General features: G+C 70.7%; 20 protein-coding genes. 11 read left to right on the forward strand and 9 right to left on the reverse strand.

Annotation, left to right across the window (positions count from 1 at the left end):
• Window positions 1-3: 3 nt before the first annotated feature.
• The 3 genes from ACRDSK_RS03390 to ACRDSK_RS03400 are packed head-to-tail and all read right to left on the reverse strand — an operon-like array spanning window position 4 to window position 3,034.
• Entirely contained in the window at window positions 4-1,581 is a 1,578-nt protein-coding gene (locus ACRDSK_RS03390; RefSeq protein ID WP_431438385.1) for a glycoside hydrolase family 13 protein, read from the reverse strand.
• Between the two features lie 59 nt (window positions 1,582-1,640).
• A complete protein-coding gene (locus ACRDSK_RS03395; protein ID WP_431438386.1) occupies window positions 1,641-2,054 on the reverse strand; it encodes a globin in 414 nt (137 codons plus the stop codon).
• 14 nt (window positions 2,055-2,068) lie between these two features.
• Entirely contained in the window at window positions 2,069-3,034 is a 966-nt protein-coding gene (locus tag ACRDSK_RS03400; RefSeq protein WP_431438405.1) for a mechanosensitive ion channel family protein, read from the reverse strand.
• Between the two features lie 295 nt (window positions 3,035-3,329).
• Here ACRDSK_RS03400 and ACRDSK_RS03405 point away from each other — a divergent pair, with 295 nt between their 5' ends.
• Complete coding sequence (locus ACRDSK_RS03405; protein WP_431438387.1) at window positions 3,330-3,830, forward strand: HNH endonuclease; 501 nt, start codon at window positions 3,330-3,332, stop codon at window positions 3,828-3,830.
• Between the two features lie 50 nt (window positions 3,831-3,880).
• Here ACRDSK_RS03405 and ACRDSK_RS03410 read toward each other — a convergent pair whose 3' ends face one another.
• Entirely contained in the window at window positions 3,881-4,105 is a 225-nt protein-coding gene (locus tag ACRDSK_RS03410; RefSeq protein ID WP_431438388.1) for a hypothetical protein, read from the reverse strand.
• Between the two features lie 301 nt (window positions 4,106-4,406).
• Between ACRDSK_RS03410 and ctaJ the strand changes: the two genes are divergently transcribed.
• Together ctaJ and ACRDSK_RS03420 are read left to right on the forward strand one after the other, a co-directional pair.
• Complete coding sequence (gene ctaJ / locus ACRDSK_RS03415) at window positions 4,407-4,658, forward strand: aa3-type cytochrome oxidase subunit CtaJ (RefSeq protein WP_431438389.1); 252 nt, start codon at window positions 4,407-4,409, stop codon at window positions 4,656-4,658.
• The gene (locus ACRDSK_RS03420) at window positions 4,645-5,157 is read left to right on the forward strand and encodes a DUF5130 family protein (RefSeq protein WP_431438390.1); all 513 of its coding nucleotides are present in this window, start codon (window positions 4,645-4,647) and stop codon (window positions 5,155-5,157) included. The genes ctaJ and ACRDSK_RS03420 overlap by 14 nt, the downstream gene beginning before the upstream one ends.
• Before the next feature lie 65 nt (window positions 5,158-5,222).
• Here ACRDSK_RS03420 and pepN read toward each other — a convergent pair whose 3' ends face one another.
• Window positions 5,223-7,802 (reverse strand): aminopeptidase N, encoded by a 2,580-nt coding sequence (gene pepN, locus ACRDSK_RS03425; protein ID WP_431438391.1) that lies wholly within the window; start codon window positions 7,800-7,802, stop codon window positions 5,223-5,225.
• Window positions 7,803-7,927: 125 nt separating this feature from the next.
• Between pepN and ACRDSK_RS03430 the strand changes: the two genes are divergently transcribed.
• Together ACRDSK_RS03430 and ACRDSK_RS03435 are read left to right on the forward strand one after the other, a co-directional pair.
• Window positions 7,928-8,542 (forward strand): DsbA family protein, encoded by a 615-nt coding sequence (locus ACRDSK_RS03430; protein ID WP_431438392.1) that lies wholly within the window; start codon window positions 7,928-7,930, stop codon window positions 8,540-8,542.
• Window positions 8,543-8,605: 63 nt separating this feature from the next.
• Window positions 8,606-10,033: an aldehyde dehydrogenase family protein gene (locus ACRDSK_RS03435; RefSeq protein ID WP_431438393.1), complete on the forward strand. Its 1,428-nt coding sequence runs from the start codon at window positions 8,606-8,608 to the stop codon at window positions 10,031-10,033.
• Window positions 10,034-10,124: 91 nt separating this feature from the next.
• On the opposite strand, the gene ACRDSK_RS03440 is transcribed toward ACRDSK_RS03435, so the two are convergent.
• On the reverse strand, window positions 10,125-10,901 hold the full coding sequence (locus tag ACRDSK_RS03440) for a 2-phosphosulfolactate phosphatase (RefSeq protein ID WP_431438394.1): 777 nt from the start codon (window positions 10,899-10,901) through the stop codon (window positions 10,125-10,127).
• 33 nt (window positions 10,902-10,934) lie between these two features.
• On the opposite strand from ACRDSK_RS03440, the gene ACRDSK_RS03445 reads away from it, so the two are divergent.
• Together ACRDSK_RS03445 and ACRDSK_RS03450 are read left to right on the forward strand one after the other, a co-directional pair.
• Window positions 10,935-11,405 carry a ribose-5-phosphate isomerase gene (locus ACRDSK_RS03445; RefSeq protein ID WP_431438395.1) on the forward strand — a complete coding sequence of 157 codons (471 nt, stop codon included), beginning with the start codon at window positions 10,935-10,937 and terminating at the stop codon, window positions 11,403-11,405.
• On the forward strand, window positions 11,405-12,217 hold the full coding sequence (locus ACRDSK_RS03450; protein ID WP_431438396.1) for an Fpg/Nei family DNA glycosylase: 813 nt from the start codon (window positions 11,405-11,407) through the stop codon (window positions 12,215-12,217). Before ACRDSK_RS03445 ends, ACRDSK_RS03450 begins: the two co-directional genes overlap by 1 nt.
• Here ACRDSK_RS03450 and ACRDSK_RS03455 read toward each other — a convergent pair.
• Window positions 12,214-13,011, reverse strand: coding sequence for a hypothetical protein (locus tag ACRDSK_RS03455; protein WP_431438397.1), 798 nt, complete (start codon window positions 13,009-13,011; stop codon window positions 12,214-12,216). The two genes, ACRDSK_RS03450 and ACRDSK_RS03455, sit on opposite strands and share 4 nt — an antisense overlap.
• Before the next feature lie 168 nt (window positions 13,012-13,179).
• Between ACRDSK_RS03455 and ACRDSK_RS03460 the strand changes: the two genes are divergently transcribed.
• Entirely contained in the window at window positions 13,180-13,704 is a 525-nt protein-coding gene (locus tag ACRDSK_RS03460) for an N-acetyltransferase family protein (RefSeq protein ID WP_431438398.1), read from the forward strand.
• On the opposite strand, the gene ACRDSK_RS03465 is transcribed toward ACRDSK_RS03460, so the two are convergent.
• Window positions 13,701-14,096 carry an acyl-CoA thioesterase gene (locus ACRDSK_RS03465; RefSeq protein WP_431438399.1) on the reverse strand — a complete coding sequence of 132 codons (396 nt, stop codon included), beginning with the start codon at window positions 14,094-14,096 and terminating at the stop codon, window positions 13,701-13,703. The genes ACRDSK_RS03460 and ACRDSK_RS03465 overlap by 4 nt on opposite strands.
• A gap of 153 nt (window positions 14,097-14,249) precedes the next feature.
• On the opposite strand from ACRDSK_RS03465, the gene ACRDSK_RS03470 reads away from it, so the two are divergent.
• The 3 genes from ACRDSK_RS03470 (at window position 14,250) to ACRDSK_RS03480 (ending at window position 16,458) form a co-directional block, all read left to right on the forward strand.
• Entirely contained in the window at window positions 14,250-14,906 is a 657-nt protein-coding gene (locus tag ACRDSK_RS03470) for a DUF6875 domain-containing protein (protein ID WP_431438400.1), read from the forward strand.
• 23 nt (window positions 14,907-14,929) lie between these two features.
• The gene (locus tag ACRDSK_RS03475) at window positions 14,930-15,514 is read left to right on the forward strand and encodes a VanZ family protein (RefSeq protein ID WP_431438401.1); all 585 of its coding nucleotides are present in this window, start codon (window positions 14,930-14,932) and stop codon (window positions 15,512-15,514) included.
• 527 nt (window positions 15,515-16,041) lie between these two features.
• The gene (locus ACRDSK_RS03480; RefSeq protein WP_431438402.1) at window positions 16,042-16,458 is read left to right on the forward strand and encodes a DNA-binding protein; all 417 of its coding nucleotides are present in this window, start codon (window positions 16,042-16,044) and stop codon (window positions 16,456-16,458) included.
• Between the two features lie 6 nt (window positions 16,459-16,464).
• Here the strand turns inward: ACRDSK_RS03480 and ACRDSK_RS03485 are convergent, their stop codons facing one another.
• The gene (locus tag ACRDSK_RS03485) at window positions 16,465-16,944 is read right to left on the reverse strand and encodes a hypothetical protein (protein WP_431438403.1); all 480 of its coding nucleotides are present in this window, start codon (window positions 16,942-16,944) and stop codon (window positions 16,465-16,467) included.
• Between the last annotated feature and the right edge of the window lie 237 nt (window positions 16,945-17,181).

Raw genomic sequence — 17,181 nt, forward strand, 5'->3', positions numbered from 1 at the left:
CGGTCAGACGAGCCAGACCGACGTGTCCGGCGGCAGGTAGTTCTCGTCGAGCGGCCCACTGGCCAGCAGCACCTTGCCGGGCGGCAGCGGCACCGCCTCGTCCGAGGTGTTCAGCACGCACACGAGCTTGCCGCCCTTGCGCCGGAACGCGAAGCAGCCCGCCGGCGCCCCGTACCACTCCAGCGCCTCCCCGGCGAACGCCGCGTGCGTGCGGCGCAGCTCCAGCGCCTGCCGGTACAGCGACAGCGTCGAGCCCTCGTCCTCCAGCTGCCGCTCCGCGGTCAGCCCGGCCCAGTCCGCCGGCATCGGCAGCCACGGCCGCGACCCGGGCGAGAAGCCGAACGGCGGCGTGTCGCCCTCCCACGGCAGCGGCACCCGGCAGTTGTCCCGGCCGCGGTCGGCGTACCCGGACCGCTCCCACACGGGGTCCTGCAGTGCCCAGTCCGGCAGCTCGACGTTGGACAGCCCCAGCTCCGCGCCGTTGTAGACGAAGACCACGCCCGGCAGCGCCAGCTCCACCAGCGCCATCGCCCGTGCGCGCCGGCGGCCGCGCGCCCCGCCGCCGTACCGGGACACCTCGCGCCACACGTCGTGGTTGGACAGCGTCCAGGTGGGCGGCGCGCCCGCGGCCGCGGCGGTGGCCATGGACTCCTCGATGGCCGTGCGGACCGCGGCGCCGTCGAACGGCGCGAGCACCAGCCGGAAGTTGAAGCCCAGGTGCAGCTCGTCGGCGCGCAGGTAGTCGGCGAGCCGCTCGTTGTCGGTCACCCACACCTCGCCGACGGACACCGCGTGCGGGTAGGCGTCGAGCACCTTGCGGATCATGCGGTGGATGTCGTGCACGCCGTCGTCGTCGAACCGCGGGTCGTAGAACTCGTGGTGGCCGACGAGGCCGGCCGCTCGCGGGTCCATGTCCGGCAGCCCGGCGGGCTTGGCCATGCCGTGCGCCACGTCGATGCGGAATCCGTCCACGCCGCGGTCGAGCCAGAACCGCAGCGTGCGCTCGAGGTCCGCGCGCACGTCGGAGTTGGCCCAGTTCAGGTCCGGCTGCTGGGGCGAGAACAGGTGCAGGTACCACTGCCCGTCCGGCGACCGGGTCCAGGCCGGACCGCCGAACACGCTGACCCAGTTGTTCGGCGGCGCCGTCCCGCCCATCCGGCCGTCGCGGAACAGGTAGCGGTCCCGCGCCGGCCCGTACGGCCCGGCCGCGAGCGCCTCGGTGAACCACGGGTGCAGGTCGCTGGTGTGGTTGGGCACCAGGTCGATGGTCACCCGGATGCCGAGGTTGTGGGCCTCGGCGACGAGCCGGTCGAAGGCCGCGAGGTCGCCGAAGAGCGGGTCGACGTCGCGCGGGTCGGACACGTCGTAGCCGTGGTCGGCCATCGGGGAGCGGTAGAACGGGGTGAGCCACAGCGCGTCGACGCCCAGGAGCTCGAGGTAGCCCAGGCGGGAGCGGATGCCCTCGAGGTCGCCGATGCCGTCGCCGTCGTGGTCGGCGAAGGAGCGGACATAGATCTGGTAGAAGACCGCGTCACGCCACCACGGGACGTCCCCTCGGCGGGTGTCGTCGGGTGTGCGCACGATGGGTCATCCTGCCATTCGGAGCCGCGCCGAAGACAGAGCCAACCTGCGTAGACCGTTCAGACCCAGCTGTTCATCAGGCTGTTGGCGGCCATCTCGAGGTAGGCCCAGAGCTGCTCGCGGTGCTTGTCGGAAAGGCCCGCCTCGTCGACCGCGACGCGCATGCAGCGCAGCCACGCGTCCCGCTCGATCGGGCCGATCGCGAACGGCGCGTGCCGCATCCGCAGCCGCGGATGCCCTCGCCGGTCGGAGTAGGTGTGCGGGCCGCCCCAGTACTGCACCAGGAACATCCGCAGCCGCTCCTCGGCCGGGCCGAGGTCCTCCTCCGGATACAGCGGCCGCAGCACCTCGTCCTTGGCGACCTCGGCGTAGAAGCGGGCGATGATCTGGTGGAAGACCTCCTCGCCGCCCACGGCGTCGTAGAAGCTCTCCGCCTTGTCCGGCGTGCTGTCGGGTGTCGCCACGCTCTCCATCCTCGCATTCCCCGTCACGGCTCGGACGGCGGGAAGCCCCGCGCCACCGGGCCGCGGATGCCGGCGTCCTCGAACGCGTCCATCACCCTTGCGCGCAGCGACCGCTGCACCGACCACTGGCGGCCCGGCCGGACCTTCACGGTCACCCGCATCGTGATGCCCTCGGCGGCGGTGACCCGCTCCACGCCGAGCACCTCGGCCGGCTCGATCACGTCGTCGGACATCGGTGAGTCCTCTGTGGCCTCCGTGGTGACCCGCTGGAGGATCTCGGTGGCCTGGCCGACGTCCGCGCCGAAGCCGATCGGCACGTCGACCACGGCGACCGCGAAGCCCTGGCTGGAGTTGCCGACCCGGAGGATCTCGCCGTTGCGGACATACCAGACGGTCCCGTTGACGTCCCGCAGCGTCGTGATCCGCAGCCCCACCGCCTCGACGGTGCCGATGGCCTCGCCGGTGTCCACGACGTCGCCGACGCCGTACTGGTCCTCGAGCATCATGAACACGCCGGACAGGAAGTCCTTCACCAGGTTCTGCGCGCCGAACCCGATGGCGACGCCGACGATGCCGGCCGAGGCGAGGATCGGGCCGAGGTTCACCCCGAGCTCGCCGAGGATCATCATGAACGCCAGCCCGAACACGATGAACGAGACGATCGACTTGAACACCGAGCCGATGGTCTGCGCCCGCTGGGCGCGGCGTTCGGACAGCAGCTGGCCGAGTGCCTGCGGCGCGCGCTCGCGCAGCGGCCGCAGCACGGTGGGCACCCTGCCGCCGGTCGCGCGGGTGAGCCGGTCGATGAGCCGCCGGGCGATCGCGCGGAAGATGAGCGCGCCGATGACGATCAGCAGGATCGTGATCGGCTTGGCGATGAGCCAGTGCGACGACGCCGCGAGCCAGTCGTTGTGGGTCCAGTCGTAGATCGTGCTGCACCAGCCCTCGTCGGCCACACAGGCCGGTGGCTCCAGGGCGAGCGGGTCCAAGACGGTCACGTCGCGACCATATAGCCGCCCGTATCCGGCTCGTTCACCAGATCTTTGTGGACGTGAAGACGGACACGTTATGCAACAGACGTGCGCCACGAGGGTGATCTGTGGTCTGATTTGCCTTGCCGAAACCGGTGGAGGTGGTCGCGTGCCCGACCGACATCCGACTCCGATCGGCGCCACCCGCGCTGGGCTGGCGCCGCGGACTCAGGCGCGTCCGAGTTCCGTCAAGTCGAACCACGGTGCTTCGGAACAGGCCACCGGTCCCCCCACCACGTGGGGCCGGCGTCGGGTGTTGTTGTTGAACACGACCTTCGAGCCGCTCACCGCGTTACCCCTGCGCCGCGCGGTGGTGCTGGTCGTGTGCGGGAAGGCCGAGGTCGTGCACGGCGACCCGAGCGGGCTGGTGCTGCACTCGGCCGCCGACAGCGTCGTGGTCCCCTCGGTGATCAGGTTGAGCACGTTCGTGCGGGTGCCCTACCGGGCGCGGGTGCCGCTCACCCGGGCCGGGCTGATGCACCGTGACCGCTACCGGTGCGCCTACTGCGGCAACCGGGCGGAGACCATCGACCACGTCGTGCCGCGCAGCCGCGGCGGCGAGCACACCTGGCAGAACTGCGTGGCCTGCTGCGTGAAGTGCAACCACCGCAAGGCCGACAAGCTGCTGTCCGAGCTCAGCTGGCGGCTTCGGGTGGTGCCAAGAGCGCCCCGTGGGGTGCACTGGCGGCTGCTCGCCGGCGTGTTGGATGCCGACCCGCAGTGGCTGCCTTACCTGGGGGAGCCCGCCGCCTGAGAGGCAGCGGGCTCCGATCGTTTCCGGGGTCTTGCTTCTGAGGGCGGTTGTCAGGCGGCGGTGACTCGCGTGCCCGCGGTGACGCGGGTGCCGCGCGTGACCCGAGTGCCACGCGTGACGCGAGTGCCGGCGGTGACGCGGGTACCGCGGGTGACCCGAGTGCCTCGGGTGACCCTGGTCCCGCGGGTGACGCGGGTGCCCGAGCAGTCGATCAACTCGGACTGGTCCAACTGGGTGATGGCCATCAGCGGTTTGCTCGTAAAGCTCATGGTCATGGCGGTGCTCCTCGGCGGTGTACGCACAGAGAGTGCGGATGAGGGGTGCGCAAGGGCCGTACAGGTGAAAGCTATGAGCTGGAACTGTAACCGACAAGTCGGGTTCGGTAACGACCGGCGCGGTGGACGGGCCTTACGGCCGTTCGGCGGCAGCCGCTGGGTCCAACGCCGGAAACGACCAGCCGGCACACGACGCAGTCGGGTTACCGGAGCGCGTACCAGCGATGACCAAAGGTGATCACGGGCCTTGCGAGTTCCGCCCGCTGCCTGGACGCGGTCGACGCTCGGTAGTCTGTCGCGCGTGACCCTCGTGGAGACTCTTCTCGTCTACGCGGCGATCCCGCTGGCCATCTACGGCGTGATCGCCATGCTGACGCTGCGCGACAAGGTCGCGCGCAACCCGAGGTACCGGCCCGGTCATCCGTGGGACTACTCCCCGGTGTGGTGGACCGCCAACCCGGCCGGCGTCGGGGACCGCGCGACCGCAGTGCCGACGGGCGGCGCCAAGAGCGCGAAGCGCACGGCCAAGGGAGGCGCTCGTGGCAGCTGGTGAGATCGTCAAGGCGGATTCGCCCGGTAGCGGCCCCGGCACGGTGATCGCGGAGGACCCCGAGCACGGCTACGGCGCGGTCGTCACCGCGAGCGGCCGCATCTCGGTGGCGCAGGAATACCACCAGGCCGCGCCCGAGCTGCCGTTCGGTTCCGTCCAGCTGGCCCGCGTCGACGAGGCGCTCACGCTGTCCGCGCGCTCGACCGGTCTCGGCTTCAGCGTGTACCTCGGCGACCTGGGTGAGGACACCCGGGCCACGGCCGAGGGCCTACATGCCGCGTCGGGCGAGAACGCCGCGTCCGCCGTGCTGATCGCGGTGTCCCCGGGACAGCGCCGGGTCGAGGTCGTCACCGGCGCCGACTCCGCTCGCCGGCTGCCCGACCGCGCGTGCAACCTCGCGGTGATGAGCATGGTCGCCTCGTTCAAGGAGGGCGACCTCATCGGCGGCCTGGTGAGCGGCCTGCGCATGCTGAGCGACCAGGCGGGAACCGGACGGCGCTAGCCCAAGCCCCACGAACAAGGAACGCCGCGAGCCCGACGGGCCCGCGGCGTTCCGTTTCGTAGGGGTCAGCTCTCGCTGTCGAACTCCCGTGCGGCGAGCGCCCGGACGACCCCGGCCCGGCCCTCGGTCACGAGCCGGCGCAGGGCCGGCGGGTGGCTGTCGTCGGCGAGCCATGAGTCGGCCGCCTCGACCGTCGACGCCGCCACCGACCACGTCGGGAACAGCCCCATCGCCACCGGCTGCGCGCGCTCGCTCGACCGCCGCCGCCACACGTCGGCCACGTCGGCGAAGTACCGCTCGACGTAGGAGCCGAGCAGCCGCTTCTGGGACTGGTGCGAGAAACCCGCGATGATCGACTCGTTGATCGAGTTCGGCAGCTCGTCGTCGTGCACCGCGCGCCGCCACGCCTCGGCCTTGGCGTCCTCGGTCGGCCGCAGCGCCCGCGCCCGCTCCGCCTGCCGGTTGCCGGTGGCAGTCGAGTCCGCGCTCAGTGCCTCGTCGATCTCCCGCTCGGTGGCCGCACCGTGCGCGACCAACGCCTGCAGCAGCCGCCAGCGCAGGTCGGTGTCCACGACCAGGCCGGCCAGCGGCGCCGACCCGTCCAGCCAGCCGCGCACGACGGCGACCTGGTCCTCGCCGAGCACCGACCCGGACAGCGCGTTGACGAGTGCCAGCTGGTGGTCCGACCCCGGCTCCACCGAGCCCGCGAGCTCCATCAGCCGGTCGGTGAAGACCCGCCAACCCTCCGGCGCCCACGCCGGGTCCGCGTACGAGCCGATCGCCGTCTGCGCCTGCAACAGCAGCCGCTGCACCACGCCGACCTCGGTCTCGGCCGGCAGCCCGTGGCACACCAGCGTGACGAAGTCACGCGCCTTCAGCTCGGCCTCGCGGGTCATCTCCCACGCCGCCGACCAGCACAGCGTCCGCGGCAGCGGCTCGGTGATGTCGCCGATCCGGTCGACCAGGGTGGTCAGCGAGTCCGGGTCCAGCCGCATCGTGCAGTACGACAGGTCGTCGTCGTTGATCAACACGAGCTTGCCGCGCGGCACGCCGATCAGGTCCGCCACCTCGGTCCGCTCGCCGGTCACGTCGATCTCGGCGCGGTGCGTGCGGACCAGCTTGCCTGCGCCGTCGACAGAGGCGGAGTCGTCGTACACGCCGACGGCCACCCGGTGCGTGCGCAGCTCGCCGGCGCCCGGCTTCGCCCCGCCCTGGGTGATGGCGAACGACGTGAACCGGCCTTCGGCGTCGACCTCGAACGCCGGCCGCAGCGAGTTCAGGCCGGTCGTCTCCAGCCACTGCGCGCTCCACCAGGACAGGTCCCGGCCGGACGCCTCCTCCAGCGCGGACAGCAGGTCCGCGAGCGTCGCGTTGTCCCACGCGTGCTTGGCGAAGTACACCCGCAGGCCGGCCAGGAAGTGGTCCTGGCCGACGTAGGCGACGAGCTGCTTGAGCACGCTCGCGCCCTTGGCGTAGGTGATGCCGTCGAAGTTGACCTCGACCGCCTGCAGGTCCGGGATGTCCGCGGCCACCGGGTGCGTGGAGGGCAACTGGTCCTGCCGGTACGCCCACGACTTCTCGATGTTCGCGAAGCTCGTCCAGGCGTGTGCGTACTCGGTCGCCTCGGCCTGGGCCAGCACGCTCGCGAACGTGGCGAACGACTCGTTCAGCCACAGGTCGTCCCACCAGCGCATGGTCACCAGGTCGCCGAACCACATGTGCGCCAGCTCGTGCAGCACGGTCTCGCAGCGTCGCTCGTAGGCGTAGCGGGTGACCCGGCTGCGGAACACGTAGTCCTCGAGGAAGGTCACGCAGCCCGCGTTCTCCATCGCGCCCGCGTTGAACTCCGGCACGAAGCACTGGTCGTACTTGCCGAACGGGTAGGCCACCCCGAAGCTGCGGTGGTAGAAGTCGAAGCCCTGCTTGGTCTCGGTGAACAGCCGCTCGGCGTCCATGTGCTCGGCGAGCGAGGCGCGGCAGTACAGCCCGAGCGGGACGGTCGCGGAGTCGTCGCGGTACTCGTCGCGCCACTCGGCATACGGCCCGGCCACCAGCGCCACCAGGTAGGTCGACATGGGCTTGGTGGTCTCGAACAGATGCCGCACCGCATCGTCCACAATGGACTCGGCGGACTCCGGCGGCGCGTTCGAGATCACCTTCCACGACTCCGGCGCGGTGACCGTGATCCGGTACGTGGCCTTGAGGTCGGGCTGGTCGAAGCAGGTGAACATCCGCTTTGCGTCGGCGGTCTCGAACTGCGTGTACAGGTAGACGCTCTTGTCCACCGGGTCGACGAAACGGTGCAGGCCCTCGCCGGTGTTCATGTACCGGCAGGTCGCCCGCACGGTCAGCGTGTTCTGCTCGCCGAGCGAGGGCAGCGCGATGCCGTCCTCCTCGCGGTAGCCGGACACGTCGAGCGGCTCGCCGTTCAGCTCGGCGGACTGGACGGAGTCGGCGATCAGGTCGATCCAGCAGGACTCGCCCGATTCGCGGCTGCGGAACGAAACCGTGGTGACGGAGGTGAAGGTGCTCTCGCCGGGCTGGCCGTGACCGTTGGTGAGATCCAGGTCGATGTCGTAGGACTGCACCTCGAGCAGCGCAGCGCGCCGCTGTGCGTCGTCGCGGGTCAGGTTGGGCGGAGCCACTGGTCACCTCGTGTCGATTCGAACTGTCACGTGCCAGTCGCATCCAAGCACCCCGCCGCCCGCTGTCGCCCGCCAGACGGGTGAGAAGGGGAAGAAACTTCACCGTTGCCTTGTTGGTTAGTCACATGACTGCCGCCAACAAGACCAGCGTCGACTTCTACTTCGACCCGGTGTGCCCGTACGCGTGGGTCACCTCCCGGTGGATTCTCGAGGTGGAGCAGCAGCGGGAGATGGACCTGCGGTTCCGCGTGATGAGCCTCTCGGTGCTCAACGAGGGCCGGGATCTCGACGAGGACTACCGCAAGGGCCTGGAGCAGGCCTGGGGTCCCGTGCGCGTGCTCACCGCCGCCGCAGAGCAGCACGGCGAGGAGGTGTTGCGCGACCTCTACACCGCCATGGGCACCCGAATCCACAACGAGGGGTACCAGGACATCGAGGCGGTCATCCTCGAGTCGCTCGCCGAAGCCGGCCTGCCCGCCGAGCTGGCCGAGGCCGCGCACCGCACCGACTTCGACGACTCCCTGCGCAAGAGCCACCACGAGGGCATGGACCCGGTCGGCATGGAGGTCGGCACGCCAACGCTCCACGTCGACGGCGTCGCGTTCTTCGGTCCGGTACTGACCTCGATCCCGCGCGGCGAGGACGCCGTGAAGATCTTCGACGGGGCCGTCGCGCTCGCGGGCTTCCCGAACTTCTTCGAGCTCAAGCGGACCCGTACGGAAAAGCCGCGCTTCGACTAGTCCTCCGTGGGTGTGACAGTCTGGGAGTCGACACGGACTTCAGCGTCACATCTCGGAGGATTCATGGCCGCGCCGACCCAGGTTCGCACCGCTCACCTCATCGGCGGCGAGTTCGTCGGTAACGACTCGACCGATCGGATCGACGTCGTCAACCCGACCACCGAGGAGGTCATCGCCTCGGTGCCGTCCGGTACGCCGGACGACGCCGACGCGGCGGTGCGCGCCGCGGCCACCGCCTTCCCGGGCTGGGCCGCGACTGCGCAGGCCGACCGGGTGGCCGCGGTGCGCCGGATCAACGACGGCCTGCGCGCCCGCTCCGGTGAGCTCGCCGCGACGATCACCGCCGAGGTCGGCACGCCGATCGTGTTCTCCTCGAAGGTGCAGGTGGTGAACCCGGTCGGCATCACCGACGGCGTGCTGGCCGAGATCGAGTCCGGCGCCCTGGAGCCGGTGACGATCGGCAACTCGACCGTCGTGCGCGAGCCGATCGGCGTGGTCGCCGCGATCACGCCATGGAACTTCCCGCTGCAACAGATGGTCGCGAAGGTGACCCCGGCGCTCGCGGCCGGCAACACCGTGGTGCTCAAGCCGAGCGAGGTCGCGCCGCTGACCGCGGGCCTGCTCGCCGAGATCATCGCCGACGCGGGTCTGCCGGCCGGCGTGTTCAACATGGTGCACGGCACCGGTCCGGTCGTCGGCGAGGCGCTCGCCGCGCACCCGATGGTCGACATGGTCTCGTTCACCGGCTCGACGCGGGCCGGCCGCCGGGTCGCCGCGGTCGCGGCGGAGACGGTCAAGAAGGTCGCCCTGGAGCTGGGCGGCAAGTCGGCCTCGGTGGTCCTCGACGACGCCGACCTCGTCCGCGCGGTCAAGATCACCGTGGCGAACTGCTTCATGAACAACGGCCAGGCGTGCAGCGCGCTGACCCGGCTGCTGGTGCCCGTGGACCGGCACGACGAGGCGGTCGAGGCCGCGGTCGCGGCGGCGTCGAAGTACACGCCGGGCGACCCGAGCCAGGAGACCACCCGCATCGGCCCGTCGGTGTCCGCGGCGCAGCGGGACCGGGTGGCCGGCTACATCCGCACGGGCGTCGAGGAGGGCGCGACGCTCGCGCACGGCGGCCCGGAGCCGGTCGACGGCCCCGGCTACTTCGTGCGCCCGACCGTGTTCGGCGGCGTGCGCGAGGACATGACGGTCGCGCAGGAGGAGATCTTCGGCCCGGTGTTGTCGATCATCGCCTACACCGACGAGGACGATGCCGTGCGGATCGCCAACGGCACCGCGTACGGCCTCGCCGCGGGCGTCTTCGGTGCCGACGCGGACCGGGCGTACGCGGTGGCCGGCCGGCTGCGCGCCGGGCAGGTCGACGTGAACGGCGGCCTGTTCAACACGAGCGCGCCGTTTGGCGGCTTCAAGCAGTCGGGCAACGGCCGCGAGTTCGGGCGGTTCGGCCTGGAGGAGTTCACCGAGCTCAAGTCGATCCAGCGCTGAGCGTCCAAAGTGGACGAGCACTGGTACGGCGTGCCCACCCCGACCGTCTGGTCCAGCTCGGCGTAACCGGCGTCGGCGACTCCCGGCCATCTCAACGCGCCGCGAACACCCCGTCGGTCAGCAGCGGCACCACGTCGCTCGCGTCCACGTCGGTCGCGAGCCGCACGTCCTCGGGCACGCCGGCCTCGACCAGCTCCCGCCCGGACACCGAGGCCGCGACCAGCTCCACCACCCGTGTCTCGGCGGCGCGGTAGGTCAGCGCGGCAAGCTCGGCCTCGGCGGACGGCGCGCGCCGGCCGGTCACCGCGGCCGCGATCGCACCCGCGCCGAACAACTCCTCGATGCCCGGCCGCAGCCGCTTCTCGGGCGTGTCCCGCCACCGCTCGCCGGCCGGCAGGATGCCGATCGGTGCCTCCCCGGCGATCTCCGCCGCGGCGGCCGCGACCGCCGACGCGTTCCGCAGGCACCCGGCGAGCACGGTCGCCCCGGTCTCCGCAGCGGCGGCCGAGAGCGTCGCGCCGTTCGGCGACGAGATCGCCAGGAAGGTCCCCGCCGGAAGCTCGACCAGCGACGACGGCCGCAGCGTCCAGCCGGGCCGGGAGTCGGCCCGCAGGCCGTCCTGCCGTTCGATCCCCGCCAGCCCGCCGCGGGTCAGCGTCGCGCCGGCCGCCCGCGCCGCCTCGACCGCCCGCTCGTCGCGCCACGGCAGCGGCAGCACCCGGCCACCGCGTCCCAGGGCGATGTCGACCGTCGTGGTGAAGACCAGCACGTCGACGACGACGAGCACCGCGCACTCCGCGAGCGCGTGCACACCCTCGAGCCCCCACTCCAGCCGCAGGTCCGCGTGATCCTGCTGGTAGACCGTCACCGGCCCGATCATGTCAGCTGGCAGAATGCCGGCGTGCGCGTTTACCTGGGATCCGACCACGCGGGCTTCGAGCTGAAGGCCCACCTCGCCGAGCACCTCGCCGGGGCCGGCCACGAGGTGGTCGACGTCGGCCCGCCCGCCTACGACGCGGACGACGACTACCCGCCCTACTGCGTCGAGGCGGCCCGCCGGGTCGTCGCCGATCACGGCAGCCGCGGCGTGGTCATCGGCGGCTCGGGCAACGGCGAGCAGATCGCGGCCAACAAGGTCACCGGCTGCCGCGCCGCGCTGGCGTACAACGTCGAGATCGCCAGGCTCGCCCGCGAGCACAACGACGCCCAGGTCATCGGCGTCGGGGCGCGCATGCACAGCCCGGCGGAGGCTGCCGAGATCGTCGACGCCTTCCTCGCCACCTCGTTCTCCGGCGTCGACCGGCACGCCCGCCGGATCCGCATGCTCGAGGAGTTCGACCGCACCGGCTCGCCGCCCGCGCTGCCGAGCTAGTGCCGGAGGGTCACACGCTGCACCGGCTCGCCCGGCTGCACAAGAAGCTCTTCGCCGGCCGCCCGGTCGAGGTCACCAGTCCGCAGGGTCGGTTCACCACCGCCGCGTCCACTGTGGACGGACGAGTGCTGCGCCGGGCCGAGGCGTACGGCAAGCACCTGTTCCACGTCTACGGTCCGGACGCCATCGTCCACGTTCATCTCGGGTTGATCGGCACGTTCAGGGAGGTGCCGCTGCCGGTGACCGCGCCGGTCGGGCAGGTCCGGATGCGGATGGTCGGCGAGACCCACTTCACCGACCTGCGCGGGCCGACCGTCTGCGAGCTCGTCGACGCCGCCCGGATGACCGGCGTGCTGGCCAAGCTCGGGCCGGACCCGTTGCGCCGCAACGCCGATCCCGCTCGCGCGTGGGCGAGGCTGTCCCGCTCGCGGCTGCCGATCGCCGCGCTGCTGCTGGACCAGGCCGTGCTCGCCGGCGTGGGCAACGTCTACCGCGCCGAGATCCTGTTCCGGCACCAGGTCGACCCGATGCTGCCCGGACGCGAGCTCGACCGTGCACTGTGGACGGACATGTGGACGGACCTGGTGGCCCTGATGCGCAAGGGCGTGCGCACCGGCCGGATCGACACGGTCGACTACGAGCACCTGCCGCATGTGACCGGCCGCGCGCCCCGCCGGGACCGGCACGGCGGCGAGGTGTACGTCTACCGCCGCCACGGCCAGCCGTGCCTGGTGTGCGGCACCGAGGTCGCGATCACCGAGCTCGGCGGCCGCAACCTCTACTGGTGCCCCACGTGCCAGTCGGCGGGCTAGAAGCCGCCGAAGTCCCCGCCGCCGCCGAAGTCGCCGCCGCCGTAGTCCCCACCGCCGTAGTCGCCGCCACCGTAGTCGCCACCGGTGTCTCCGCCCGCGTCACCGCCGTCACCACCGCCGTCGCCGCTCTCCGCGGCGTCGGCCTGGCCGGCGTCGTAGCCCGACTCCCAGGCGGCCGCGTCCGGGATGCCGTACATGCCCGAGAACATCGCGCTGAACAGCAGGACAGAGCCGACGCCCCAGGCGCCGGCGACGAGCGCGGGCCGCCACCAGGGCTCGCTGTACCAGCCCTGCGGCACCGGCCGGCCGGCCACCCGGCCGCCGGGGTAGTAGTGGGGCGTGCGGTCGCCGGGCTCGGGCGAGGCTTCGTAGTCGTGGCCCTCGACCGACACGCTGCGGTCCTCGGTGACCTTGCCGGCGCGCTCGCGCTCGCGGTCGACCGGCAGCTCGGGGCCGGGGTCGAGGCCCATCGCGGTGCGGGCGGCGCGGACGTAGTAGAGGCCCTCGAGCGCGGTCTCGGTGACCAGGCGGCTCTGTTCGATCGTGGTGGCCTGCTCCATCTGTGAGCCCGCCGCGTTGTAGCGCTCCGAGGCGTCCGCGAGGGCCTGCTTGGAGGCCTCGTCGGTGCCGACCAGGTTCACGACCTGACCACCGAGGCGCTCGACCCAGCGGCGGGCCTCGGCCTTGGCGTCCTCGAGCCGTTGCTGCTTGGCGTTGGCCTGGTTGCGCGCGTACGTCGTGCCGAGCGCGACCACGGCCAGAACCAACGCGATGACCACAATGGCGGTGACCATGACACCCCTCCCGAATTACACGGTTCGTCACGACAACGGGCACGCTACGCCCGGAGTTCCGCCGCGAGCGAGCCAACCCGTCGCTGGGACAAGGGATGGGTGATTCCCACGGTCACACCGTGCGGATGGGTAGTCACTCACCGGCGGCCGGTCGTATTGTTGCCCCCCATGAGGGTCGACCTGCCGGTGCTCGTCCGGGAGGCCACCGCGGCCGACGCGACGGCGGTCGGCGAGGTGCACGCGGAGGCGTTCCGGGTGGCGCACCGAGACCTGTTCGAGGCGGACTGGCTGCGCACGCTCGTCGAGCAGCGGCGGCGCCTGTGGGCACACCTGATGGTCGGCCGAGAGCACGCACGGAACACTCTGTTGGTTGCCGAGCGCGGCAGTGACGTCGCGGCGTTCGTCTACTTCGGTCCACACAGTGACGGGTCGCGGGACGGCGAGATCTTCGACTGCTTCGCGCATCCGGACGTGTGGGGCCGGCACGTGGCGGCGTCCGTGTTGGACAAGGCGTGGGAGCTGTTGCGAGAGGCCAGGTTCCGCCGCGTTCGCCTGTGGACGATGGCGGGCGCGAACCGGGCGAGGCATTTCTACGAGTCGTCCGGCTTCACCCAGACGGGCCGCACTCGAGAACGCGACTTCGGCGACGGCCGTCCGGTACTGGAGATCGAGTACGCGCGCCGAACCCGCTAGCGCGAGAGAGCGGCGCGAAAGTCGTCCGGCATGGGCGTCTTGGTGAGCGTCTTGGGGTCGACCCACACGTGCCGCACCTCGCCGTCGGCGATCAGCCGCTCGCCGACGCGGAAGACCGGCCGCACGATCATGCTCGTGGTACCGAGGTGCTCGATCGGCAGCTCGATGTCGAGCTCCTCGTCGAACCGTGCGCCTTCCACGAAGCGGGTTCGCGCCTCGGCGACCACGATGTCGTAGCCGCGGTCCACGATCTCTTGGTACGGCCCGATCCGAGCCCGAAAGAGCTCGGTGATCGCGACGTCGTAGAAGAACAGGTACTGTCCGTTGAACACGACGCCCTGTTGGTCGCACTCGCTGTACCGGACCCGAAGCCGATGAACGAAGGGTGCCACGGCGTCGAGTCTAGTCGTCACGCCACTCCAGACCTTCTGGTCTAACGCTCTCGCTCCTTCCGTGGTATACGCGAAAGCCGAGCGTGGTGCTCGGTCGTGGGCTCCGGCTAAGGTGGCCGTCGAGTCCAGTCGCCGGCCGTTGGGACCGATGCCGTGACCGAGGATCCACAAAGGCTGTACAGCGTTAAAGAGGTGCGGGACCGGGCATCCGCGATGCCTGACCTGGCCGAGGCGCTTACGTGGAGCCAGGAGTATCTGACGCGTCCGCATCCCGAGATGGGCAGACCGGGGGCGGTGTGCCCGTACGTGCGGGGAGCGCTGGACGGCGGCACCCTCTGGTTCGGACAGGTGCGCGGCACCGAGTCGACCGAAGAGGGCGTTGCGGCGGGCATAGACAGGTTTCGTGAGCCGTTTGTCGGCCTCTGGCCGCAGAACCGGACGAGCGGTGTTCAGAAGGCGCTGATAGTGACGTTCCCGGACCTCGCGGAGGAGCAGGCGTGCGCCCTACTGGGCGGCGTAGCGCGGCGGGTCAAACTGGCCTTCGTGGAGGACGGCCTCCTGCCCGGCCCCGCCTATCCCGGCAACCCCACGCCAAGCGCCCACTCGAACTTTCCGTCTATGGCCAGCCCGGTGCCGTTGGTGGCGATCCGCCTGCTCTTCGACACGGATCTCAACTTCCTGAACCGGCCCTACGACCCGCCGGAGCTGCGAGCTCGTCTCGTGTCGTCGTTCCTGCGTTTCGTAGGCCCCGAGCTGTCGACCTCACGCCGCGAAGCCGCGGAATCAGCCCTGTCGAGCCTGACCGCCTGAGCCGCACGGCGCCCGACTCCCTGATGATCACCAACTTCCTGCTGGACAACTCGGCGATGGTGCCGGTGGTGTTGCTCCTGGTGGCGGTCGTCTGTGTGGGCGTCGGCGACGTCGTCGTGCGCAGGCAGGCCGTGCGGATGTCGTGGGCGCTGGTGACGGTGGCGGTCCTGCCGATCGTCGCCTTGACACTCGTGCCGACGTCCGCCCGGGTGGACGAGGTGGTCTGCGTCGTCCAGTTCCATGCGCCGACGTTGGGCAGGGTCGAACTGTTGGCGAACGTGGCGCTGTTCGTCCCGCCGGTCTACTTCGCCACGCTCGCCACCCGGCGGCCGCCGCTGATCCTCTTGGCCGGCGCGGCCACGTCCGCGGTCATCGAGGCCATCCAGGCAGTCGCTCCCGCCATCGGCCGAGCCTGCGACACCAACGACTGGGCGATGAACACAGGCGGCGTACTGCTCGGCGTGCTACTGGCCACAGCCACGACCGCGCTCACAAACCGTCGAGGTGCTCGCCCATGCCCTTCGCCGCCTGGCAAGAATCCGGCGCGCGAGAACAAGATGGCTGAACGAGGACGGCCTGCGACGTCCAAGCGGGACGGTCCGCAGTAGCCTGACCTGCAGGAAAAGAGTGGAGCGGGTGACGGGAATCGAACCCGCATGACCAGCTTGGAAGATCAGCACGCGATCTACGGCCCGAGCACGCAACCCTCTGACCTGCGCTTATGTTCGTCGGCTGACCGCTGATCCGTGCGATTTGACCCCTATTGACCGTGAGAAGGGGCACGCGGGGGGCACGAAATCTGTCCAGACCGGGCGGCTTACTGAGGGCGCTCATCAGGCGCGATGCCCACGCTACCTGACCCCGTGCCCACACCCCGCCGTTCCCCTCGCCCCTGCCATACCTAGCGCCGGGACGCCGGTGTCAAGAGTGGCGTCAGCCATCGCGCAGCGACGCGGAGCGCTCTTGATGCCGGTGGCCCGGTGTTAGACGCTCACTGGGCGTTGAGGGGCAGGACCACTGCCGGACTCCACTGTATGGAACCCCTGTGTGTGGCGGGGACCTCCTGTTCAGGAGGTTGCGACCATGCGGAACCATGCGTAGCATTAATGTTACGCATGACTGATCAGGAGGTGTCATGGCGACCACGCCGACCCAGTACTGGGAGGATCTGGCAGAGGATCTGCAGGATCCGGAGTTCCTGCGTGCGTACATCACCGAGAGCCTCCGGGTGGAGACGATCGATCGTCTCGTCAACGACTTGGACGACGCGCGGACGGCTCTGGGGCTGTCGAAGGCGGAGCTGGCGCGTGCCATCAGTGCTGAGCCGGCCGTGATCCGGCGCTTGCTGTCGCCGGGGCACCGCAACCCGACGATCGGCACGGTTGCTGAGGTGGCGGCTGCGCTGGGCTTGCGGGTGGCGCTGGTGCCGATGGGGGATGACGAGCGGGAGCAGGTTGCGGAGACGCTCCGCTCGGGTGCCGCGAAGGACCGAGAGAAGCTGGCGCGGGAGATCGAGGGCAAGCGCCCGTCGCAAGACCCGGTCGGGGTTTGAGTCGCGTCAGGAGATGGAGCGCGGGTTGCGCCTCCGGTACTCGTCGCCGAGTGCGCGTACGGCGTTGTAGTCGGCCTGACTCAGTTCGGTCCGGAACGGCTTGTCGCGGCCGTCGATGACGACGAGCAGCGGTTTGTCCTGGCCCTCGGCTTCGTAGTCGAGGAGGCAGAAGAGGCGGTAGTGGCGGCGGCCTGGGCCGTCTCTGCGGACTTCGAACCATCCGGTCATGTCGCCGTGCATGGCCTCCCAAGCGCCGCCGCCGGCAAACCGCTTGGGCGGAGCCGCGGCGACAGCGTTGAGAACGGCGTTGAACTTGGCGCGCACGCCCGGTGGGCACACCTTGCGGAGGAATTCCCGGCCGGGTGATGTCTCGCTTGGGTCGTCGTCGGGATGACGTTTGAGGTAGACGATGGCGTGCGCGTCGTCCGAGGACGGACCTTGCCGGACCTGAGGCAGTGAGGATCGCCGGCTCTTACGAGGAGGCACGTGCTCATCCTACGGATAGCGTTACGTCCCTGATCGGGTGACACGACGTTGCCTGGGTGACACGCATGCGGCATGTCGAGCGATATGCGCGGCGTGGGGATAGATCATTCGTGCCGTCGGTGGTGGCGCTGCCGTCGCCAGCTCGTGGCTGGCGCCGCGCAGGCCGGCCGGCGTGAGCGGAGCGGCAGCCGGCCGTGCCGCGATGGATGCGGTCCACGTTGCCAGGGCGACGGGCAC

The organism is Actinophytocola sp. (genome assembly GCF_050699915.1).
In the GTDB taxonomy this organism is placed as follows: Bacteria; Actinomycetota; Actinomycetes; order Mycobacteriales; family Pseudonocardiaceae; genus Actinophytocola.

Bases quoted from the DNA above. Each gene is read 5' to 3' on its own strand.
- ACRDSK_RS03430 (WP_431438392.1), top strand. From the start codon at position 7,928: ATGACTGCCGCCAACAAGACCAGCGTCGACTTCTACTTCGACCCGGTG.
- ACRDSK_RS03455 (WP_431438397.1), bottom strand. From the start codon at position 13,011: ATGGTCACCGCCATTGTGGTCATCGCGTTGGTTCTGGCCGTGGTCGCG.
- ACRDSK_RS03410 (WP_431438388.1), bottom strand. From the start codon at position 4,105: ATGACCATGAGCTTTACGAGCAAACCGCTGATGGCCATCACCCAGTTG.
- ACRDSK_RS03435 (WP_431438393.1), top strand. From the start codon at position 8,606: ATGGCCGCGCCGACCCAGGTTCGCACCGCTCACCTCATCGGCGGCGAG.
- ACRDSK_RS03460 (WP_431438398.1), top strand. From the start codon at position 13,180: ATGAGGGTCGACCTGCCGGTGCTCGTCCGGGAGGCCACCGCGGCCGAC.
- ACRDSK_RS03395 (WP_431438386.1), bottom strand. From the start codon at position 2,054: ATGGAGAGCGTGGCGACACCCGACAGCACGCCGGACAAGGCGGAGAGC.
- ACRDSK_RS03480 (WP_431438402.1), top strand. From the start codon at position 16,042: ATGGCGACCACGCCGACCCAGTACTGGGAGGATCTGGCAGAGGATCTG.
- ACRDSK_RS03475 (WP_431438401.1), top strand. From the start codon at position 14,930: ATGATCACCAACTTCCTGCTGGACAACTCGGCGATGGTGCCGGTGGTG.